Raw genomic sequence first — 7,748 nt, 5'->3', positions numbered from 1 at the left:
GTCTCGCGCGGCACTACCGCCTGCGCCCAGGGGGCCACCCTGGGCTTGTCGGTAGCACCCCGCGATCCTCGGTTTTCGCGCGTTTCGCTTCGATGCCTTCCAGCGCGCAGGCTCCTGGCGCGTTGACGCCCCGATGCCATGACCCAGCCCCTCGCCGCGCGGCCGCACAAGATCCCCGAGTCGGTGCTCGTGGTCATCCATACCCCGGCGCTGGATGTGTTGCTGATACGCCGCACCGGCGGTGAAGGCCACTGGCAGTCCGTCACCGGCAGCAAGGACAGCGTGCAGGAGCCCTTTGCGCTCACCGCCGTGCGCGAGGTGCTGGAAGAAACCGGCATCGACGCCCACGCGCCCGGCTGCGTGCTGACGGACTGGTGCCTGGAGAACCACTACGACATCTGGCCCCAGTGGCTGCACCGCTATGCGCCGGGCGTGGTGCGCAACCGCGAACGCGTGTTTGGCCTGCGCGTGCCCGCGGGCACGCCGGTGGTGCTTAGCCCGCGCGAGCACGATGCGTTTCAGTGGCTGCCCTGGCAGTGCGCTGCCGACACCTGCTTCTCGGCGTCCAATGCTGAGGCCTGCCTGTTGCTGCCCCGCTTTGCGGGCGGGATGGCGGGCCGTTCCTGACAGGCGGATCAGCCACGCCGATTCAAAAGGCCGGGCGCAGGCGCAGTTGCGCAGCCAGGTCTGGGGTTTCGTCGGCAGGTGGGGGCGTATGAGCTGCGAGGCTGTCGCGCGGCGGCGGCGCTATCTGGGCGGGGCCCTCGCCAGCGGTGCTGCGCGTGCGCAGCACCACGCCGCCGGCCTGGCGCTCGCTGTCCTGGCCCAGGATGGCGCGGGCCGGAGCGCTGCCCACGCGGGGGCGCAGGGCGTCGATCGCGTCCTGCAGCAAAGCGGGCTGGGCCATGCGCGCCTGGTGGCGCAGCAGCACCTGCTGCGACATGTCCACCAGCTTGGAGTTGAGGGTGCGCTCCGCCTCGCCCAGCAAGGCCTGCACGGCGCCTGCCGGGTCGCCGGCCAGGCTCCGGGCCATGGCCGCCTCGGCGGTCTTGTTGATGTGCTGCAGGCAGTCGCGCACCATGGCTGCGTAGGGCTCGTGCAGGTTGCAGGCGTTGGCCATCAGTTCCGTCAGGCCCCGCGTGTTGGCATAGCGCAGGCCCAGAGCGCGGACCCAACCCTCGCCCTCGGGCAGGTCGATCGACGTGGCCGCCAGCACCGCCAGCAGGCTGCCCAGGTTGCACGCGGCTTCAAAGTCGAAGTGGCTGGTGCCGATCTCGCGGGCCATGGCACGCACGGCATCCACCGCCTGCGAAAACTGGCGCTGCTGGATCAGCTGCAGCGCGCGCGCCACCTCGGCGAACCGCTGCACCCGGGCGCTGCCGTGGTGGCGCTCCAGGATGCGTGCAAAGTCGGCCATGCAGCGCTCGATGCCCTTGCGGTCGTTCTCGGCAAAGTAGGCAAAGGTCAGTAGCACGAGCGACTGGAAGTCGAACAGCTTGGAGTCGATGCCCAGCACGGCGGCCCGTGAGAGGGTCTTGGTCGCTGCCTCGCGGTCGCCCATGTAGTACGACATCATTCCCAGCTTCTGCAGCCGCACCACCGAGTCCGGCGTGAGCGTACTGGCGGTGCGGTAGGTCTCGATGGCCTGGCTGAAGTTGCCCAGCTCCACCTGCGCGCGGCCCAGCACGTCGTAGGCGTCGGCAAACGTTGCGTCCTCGCCGATCAACTCCTGCAAGGTGGTGACGGCGCGCACCGCCTGGCCGGATTCGATCTGCGCGCGGGCCACGCCCAGCTTGGCCCAGGGCAGGGCGCGCGCTTCGATCACGGCTTCGAACAGGGTGCGCGCCTCGTCATGGCGGCCCAGCCGCAGCAGCAGCTCCGAGCCGATGCGCGCGGCATACAGCCAGTAAGGCTTGCGCGATTCGAAGCGCTCCACGCACAGGCGCGCCGCGCCCTCGAAATCCTGGGCCTCCATGGCATCGAAAATGGGCTTCAGATGCACCTTGCGCAGGCGCGCCAGGCCCAGCCGCTCGAACAGCGCGCTGGGCGTGAAGGGCTTGAGCAGGTAGCCGTCCAGGGCCGACTCGGCGGCCTCTGCCACCGCGGCGTATGACGCCTCGGACGTGACCATGAAGAACACGGTGGAGAAGGGCAGCAGCTGGGCGCGGCGCAGGTCGTCCAGCAGGGTCTGGCCCGAGTAGCCGCCTTCGCCGAAGGACTGCTCGCACAGCACGTAGTCGAACACCGTGTGCTCCAGCCGGCTGCGCGCGTCCTGCACACGGGTGCACTGCACGATGCGGGTGACCCCGTATTCGCGCAGCTGGCTCACGAGAATGCTGCGCGAGGTGGCGTTGCTGTCCACCACCAGGGCCAGGACCGGGGGCGGGGCAGGGGGTTCTTTCTCGGAGGCCATCAAGGGGTGTGGTTTGCTCCTCGCCGCAAGGGTGCGCGGCCGGGGCAGCAGGCCAGTGTAACGGCTTGCAACCACGCGCGGAAACCGGGCAAACCCGCCTGGGACGGGCGTTGCGCCAGGGTTGCAGCCGGGGCAGCCGCCTGGTCGCTGCCGTGCGACACAATCCGGCCATGGAACACGACGACATTCTGCGGGTGGCCACCTACAACATCCACAAGGGAGTGCAAGGCATCGGTCCGGCGCGCCGGCTCGAGATCCACAACCTCGGGCTCGCCGTGGAGCAGCTCGATGCCGACATCGTGTGCTTGCAGGAGGTGCGCAAGCTCCACCGGCGCGAGCAGACCTACTTTCGCGGCTGGCCCGAATTGCCGCAGGCCGAGTTCCTGGCGCCCGAGGGCTACGAGGCCGTGTACCGCACCAATGCCATCACCAAGCACGGCGAGCACGGCAATGCGCTGCTGTCGCGCTGGCCGGTCATCGGCCACCAGCATGAGGACATCTCCGACCACCGCTTCGAGCAGCGCGGGCTGCTGCACGTGGAGGTGGACGCCCATGGCCGGCGCATTCATGTGATCGTCGTGCACCTGGGGCTCATCCCGGGCAGCCGGGTGCGGCAGATCGCCCAGTTGCAGCGCTTCATCGAGCGCGAAGTGCCGCCGGACGCACCGCTGGTGGTGGCGGGCGATTTCAATGACTGGGGCCAGCAGATCAAGCGCATGCTCGCGGGCTTTCTGCTGTACGAATTCGATGCGCCGCGCAACTTCACCTACCCCGCTCGGCTGCCGCTGGCGCAGCTCGACCACGTGTACGTGCGCGGCCTGGTGCCGCTGTCCCTGCACGTGCCGCGCGGGCGCATCTGGTGGCGCATGTCCGACCATCTGCCGCTGATCGCCGAGTTCAGGCTGTGACGCCATGAAAGGGCTCAAGAGAAGAAAGCGCGCGTCCCCGCAGCGCGGGTTCGAGTTTGCCGACGACCACCGGCTGCGGCTGCTGCAGGGGGCCGAAGAGCTGTTTCCGGCGCTCATCGCCGCCATGGACGCAGCGATGTCGGACATCCAGTTCGAGACCTACATCTTTGACTTCACCGGCGCAGGCGCGTCGGTGGCCGAGGCGCTGATGCGCGCGGCCGGCCGCGGCGTGCGCACCCAGCTGGTGGTGGACGGCGTGGGCACCGGCGCGCTGCCCGGCGCCTGGGCCGCGCGCCTGAAGGCCGCCGGCGTGCACTACCGCGTGTATTCGCCGCTGGGCGCCCTGGGGCTGCTGCTGCCCCAGCGCTGGCGCCGGCTGCACCGCAAGCTCTGCGTGGTGGACGGGTGCCTGCTGTTTTGCGGCGGCATCAACGTGCTGGACGACTTTCATGACCCCAACCACGGCGCGCTGGACTCACCGCGGTTCGACTTTGCGGTGCAGGCCACGGGCAGCCTGGTGCAGGCCGCCAGCGAAACGATGGAGCAGCTGTGGTGGCGCATGCAGGCCGTGCGCGACGCGCGCCAGCGGCGCCTGCCCGAGGCGCTGCAGGCGCTGCGCGCGGCCAGCGCCGCCAAACACGCGGCCGAGCGCGCCCAGGCCGGCCCCTCCATGCGCGCCGCGCTGGTGCTGCGCGACAACGTGCGCCACCGCGCGCGCATCGAAAAGGCCTACCTGCGGGCCATCGGCCTGGCGCGGCACGAGGTCATCATCGCCAACGCCTACTTCATGCCCGGCGGCAAGCTGCGCCGCGCGCTGGTGATGGCGGCGCGCCGGGGCGTGCGCGTGCGGCTGCTGCTGCAGGGGCGGTACGAATATTTCATGCAGTACCACGCAGCCCGGCCCGTGTATGGCGCGCTGCTGGACGCGGGGGTGGAGATCCACGAGTACGCCCCCAGCTTCCTGCACGCCAAGGTGGCCGTGATCGACGCGGAGGGCGAGCGGCCCTGGGCCACGGTGGGCTCGTCCAACCTCGACCCGCTGAGCCTGCTGCTGGCGCGCGAGGCCAACGTGGTGGTCGAAGACGCCGACTTTGCGCTCGACCTGCGCGAGCGCCTGGTGCGGGCCATGCACAGCGCGGGCCGCCGCATGGACCCGCTGCGCTATGCCGGCCGCCCCCTGCGCCAGCGCGTGCTCGACCGCATGGCGTTTGCGCTCATGCGCCTCGCGCTGTGGGTCACCGGCAAGCGGTACTGACGAAGCGGCGCAGCCCACCCGGGGTGCAGCCTGATGCTATATGTTTTATAGCTGTCAGGTGAATATGGATAAGCGCTGGGCGCCAAAAACCTTTGAAATCTGTGCCCAGGCATTCGCTGTTACGATTCCGGCCATGTCCCGCCACACCCCCGCCGATATGACGCCCACCCCGCCGGAGGACGAAGGCACACCCGTCTCCGTCAAGATCCGCGAACGCCTGGCCGCCGCCCGCAAGCGTTTTCATGCCAACGACAACATTGCCGAATTCATCGAGCCCGGCGAGCTGGAGAAGCTGCTGGACGAGGTGGAACACAAGATGCAGGGCGTGCTCGACAGCCTGGTGATCAACACCGACGGCGACCACAACACGCAGAACACCGCGCGGCGCGTGGCCAAGATGTACATCAACGAAGTGTTCAAGGGCCGCTATGCACAGCAGCCCCCGATCACGGAGTTTCCGAACGCCGAGCATCTGAACGAGCTGATGATCGTGGGCCCGATCACCGTGCGCAGCGCGTGCAGCCACCACTTCTGCCCCGTCATCGGCAAGATCTGGATCGGCGTGATGCCCAACGAGCACACCAACGTGATCGGCCTGTCCAAATATGCCCGCCTGGTGGACTGGGTGATGGGCCGCCCGCAGATCCAGGAAGAGGCGGTGGTGCAGCTGGCCGACCTGATCATGGAAAAGACCCAGCCCGACGGCCTGGCCATCGTGATGGAGGCCAGCCACTTCTGCATGTCGTGGCGCGGCGTGCGCGAGATGGACAGCAAGATGATCAATTCCGTGATGCGTGGCGTGTTCCTGAAGGACAGCGCACTGCGCCGCGAATTCCTGTCCCTCATCCCCGGCAAGAACTGAACCGAACCTGAAGGAGTCGAACATGCTCGTCCGCCTGCTTTACGCCAGCCGCGCCGTGGACACCTCGGCCGAGGCCATTGAAGCCATCTTGACCCAGTCGCGCCAGCACAACCCGGGCAGCGGCATCACCGGCGTGCTGTGCTATGGCGGTGGTGTGTTCCTGCAGGCGATCGAGGGCGGCCGCTCGGCCGTGAGCGAGCTGTATGGCCACATCCAGAAGGATGCCCGCCACAAGAACGTGGAGCTGCTGCACTACGAAGAGATTTCCGAGCGCCGCTTTGGCGGCTGGACCATGGGCCAGGTCAACCTCAGCAAGATCAACCACTCCATCCTGCTCAAATACTCCGAAAAGCCCGAGCTGGACCCGTATGCCGTGTCGGGCAAGGTGTCGTTTGCGCTGCTGGAGGAATTGATGGCTACTGCGTCGATCATCGGCCGGGCCTGACCGCAGCGGCAGCCCCCTCCGGGCCGCAGGCCGGCAGCCATGCCGGTGCTGCGGCCTTTGTGTTTTTTGCCCGATCTCCCGTGACCCTCACCGCCTTCGCTCTCATCATCCTTGCCGGGCTGATCCACGCGTGCTGGAACATCGTGGCCAAGAAGGCTGGGGGGGACTCGCGTTTTGCGTTCTTCACCTCGCTGCTGTTGATGCTGTTCTGGGCGCCACTCGGCTGGTGGCTGGGGCGCGACGCCGTGCCGCTGTGGGGCGCGGCCGAGTGGGGCCTGGTGGCGGCCAGCGGGCTGCTGCACGTGGGCTATTTCGTCATCCTGCTGCGCGGCTACCGCGTGGCCGACCTCACGGTGGTGTACCCGCTCGCGCGCGGGTCGGGGCCGCTCTTGTCATCGCTGGTGGCCATCACGCTGCTGGGTGAGCGCATCTCGGCCCTGGGGGCGCTCGGCATTGCGGGCGTGGTGGGTGGCGTGTTCCTCATCGCCGGGGGCCCCAGCCTGCTGCGGGCCGCGCACGACCCTGCTGCGCGGGCACGGGTGCACAAAGGCATTGCGTATGGCCTGCTCACCGGCGCCTTCATCGCCAGCTACACCGTGGTGGATGGCTATGCGGTGCGCTTTTTGCTGATGTCGCCCATCCTTGTCGACTACATGGGCAACTTCGTGCGCGTGGCGCTGCTCGCGCCGGTGGTGCTGCGCGACCTGCGCACGGCCCGCACGCTGTGGCTGGCGCAGTGGCGCTTTGCGCTCTTGGTGGCGGTGGTCAGCCCCGTGGCCTATGTGCTGGTGCTGTACGCGATGCAGCAGGCGCCCTTGTCGCACGTGGCGCCAGCGCGCGAGGTGTCCATGCTGTTTGCCGCGCTCATCGGCGGGCACCTGCTGGGCGAGGGCGACCGGGTGGCGCGTATCTGTGGCGCACTGTGCATCGCGGCAGGCGTCACCGCGCTGGCTTTGGGATGACGACCGCCGCCGTCACTGCGGCCCCGCCGCTGCTGCTGGGCTGCGACTTTTCCAGCAGCCCCACGCGGCGCAAGCCCATCGTGCTGGCCCGCGGGCGGCGCCAGGGGGCGCGTGTGCAGCTGGCGTCGCTGCAGAGCTTTGAAACGCTCGCGGGCTTGGGCCAGTGGCTGGCCCGGCCGGGCGACTGGGTGGGCGGGTTCGACCTGCCCTTCGGCCTGCCGCGCGAGCTGGTGCAGGCCCTGGGCTGGCCCACCGACTGGCTGGCCTGCATGCAGCACTACCGCCAGTGCAGCCGCGCGCAGATCCGCGAAGCCTTTGCCGCCTTTTGTGCCGCGCGCCCTGTGGGCGGCAAGTTTGCGCACCGCGCCACCGATGACCCGGCAGGCTCCAGCCCGTCGATGAAATGGGTGAACCCGCCCGTGGCCTACATGCTGCACGCCGGCGTGCCGCTGCTGTTGGATGCCGGTGTGCACCTGCCCGGCTTGCACGCGGGGGACCCCCGCCGCGTGGCGCTGGAGGCCTACCCCGGCCTGCTCGCGCGCGAGGTGCTGGGCCGCCGCAGCTACAAGAGCGACGACCGCGCCAAGCAGACGCCCGAGCGCCTCATCGCCCGCAAGGACCTGGTCAACGCGCTGGAGCTGGGGCAACACCGCCTGGGCCTGCGCCTGGCCCTGAGCCACGCCCAGCGCGACGCCCTGGTGCAGGACGCGAGTGGCGACCGGCTGGACGCCGTGCTCTGCCTGCTGCAGGCCGCCTGGGCCGAGCAGCGCCACACCGAAGCCGACGACCCGCTCTATGGCCTGCCGCCGGGGCTGGACCCGCTGGAGGGCTGGATCGTGGGCGCCGATGCCCCGGCTTTTCCGGCGATTGCCCGCACGCCATCTGCGTAGCATGCTGGGCATG

General features: G+C 69.2%; 8 protein-coding genes. 7 read left to right on the top strand and 1 reads right to left on the bottom strand.

All coding sequences use genetic code 11. From position 1 onward, the window contains the following. Positions 1-138: 138 nt before the first annotated feature. Positions 139-627 carry a dihydroneopterin triphosphate diphosphatase gene (nudB, locus tag ACOQFS_RS01760; protein WP_421561268.1) on the top strand — a complete coding sequence of 163 codons (489 nt, stop codon included), beginning with the start codon at positions 139-141 and terminating at the stop codon, positions 625-627. A 22-nt stretch (positions 628-649) separates the two neighbouring features. Here nudB and ACOQFS_RS01755 read toward each other — a convergent pair whose 3' ends face one another. Then, positions 650-2,413: a tetratricopeptide repeat protein gene (locus tag ACOQFS_RS01755; RefSeq protein ID WP_421561267.1), complete on the bottom strand. Its 1,764-nt coding sequence runs from the start codon at positions 2,411-2,413 to the stop codon at positions 650-652. 170 nt (positions 2,414-2,583) lie between these two features. On the opposite strand from ACOQFS_RS01755, the gene ACOQFS_RS01750 reads away from it, so the two are divergent. From ACOQFS_RS01750 to ACOQFS_RS01725, 6 genes are all read left to right on the top strand, one after another. Beyond that, on the top strand, positions 2,584-3,321 hold the full coding sequence (locus ACOQFS_RS01750) for an endonuclease/exonuclease/phosphatase family protein (protein ID WP_421561266.1): 738 nt from the start codon (positions 2,584-2,586) through the stop codon (positions 3,319-3,321). Between the two features lie 4 nt (positions 3,322-3,325). Beyond that, positions 3,326-4,576, top strand: coding sequence for a cardiolipin synthase ClsB (gene clsB / locus ACOQFS_RS01745; RefSeq protein WP_421561265.1), 1,251 nt, complete (start codon positions 3,326-3,328; stop codon positions 4,574-4,576). A gap of 133 nt (positions 4,577-4,709) precedes the next feature. Continuing rightward, on the top strand, positions 4,710-5,438 hold the full coding sequence (gene folE, locus ACOQFS_RS01740; RefSeq protein ID WP_421561264.1) for a GTP cyclohydrolase I: 729 nt from the start codon (positions 4,710-4,712) through the stop codon (positions 5,436-5,438). A gap of 22 nt (positions 5,439-5,460) precedes the next feature. Continuing rightward, on the top strand, positions 5,461-5,883 hold the full coding sequence (locus ACOQFS_RS01735; protein ID WP_421561263.1) for a BLUF domain-containing protein: 423 nt from the start codon (positions 5,461-5,463) through the stop codon (positions 5,881-5,883). Positions 5,884-5,963: 80 nt separating this feature from the next. Continuing rightward, positions 5,964-6,845, top strand: a complete 882-nt coding sequence (locus tag ACOQFS_RS01730) for an EamA family transporter (protein WP_421561262.1) — start codon at positions 5,964-5,966, stop codon at positions 6,843-6,845. Further along, entirely contained in the window at positions 6,842-7,735 is an 894-nt protein-coding gene (locus ACOQFS_RS01725) for a DUF429 domain-containing protein (RefSeq protein ID WP_421561261.1), read from the top strand. Before ACOQFS_RS01730 ends, ACOQFS_RS01725 begins: the two co-directional genes overlap by 4 nt. Positions 7,736-7,748: the final 13 nt, after the last annotated feature.

The sequence above is a fragment of the Paracidovorax sp. MALMAid1276 genome, from assembly GCF_049198005.1.
Classification (GTDB): Bacteria; Pseudomonadota; Gammaproteobacteria; order Burkholderiales; family Burkholderiaceae_C; genus Acidovorax.
The sequence above is the reverse complement of the archived record's forward strand: the minus strand, read 5'-3'. Positions and strand labels throughout refer to the sequence as shown.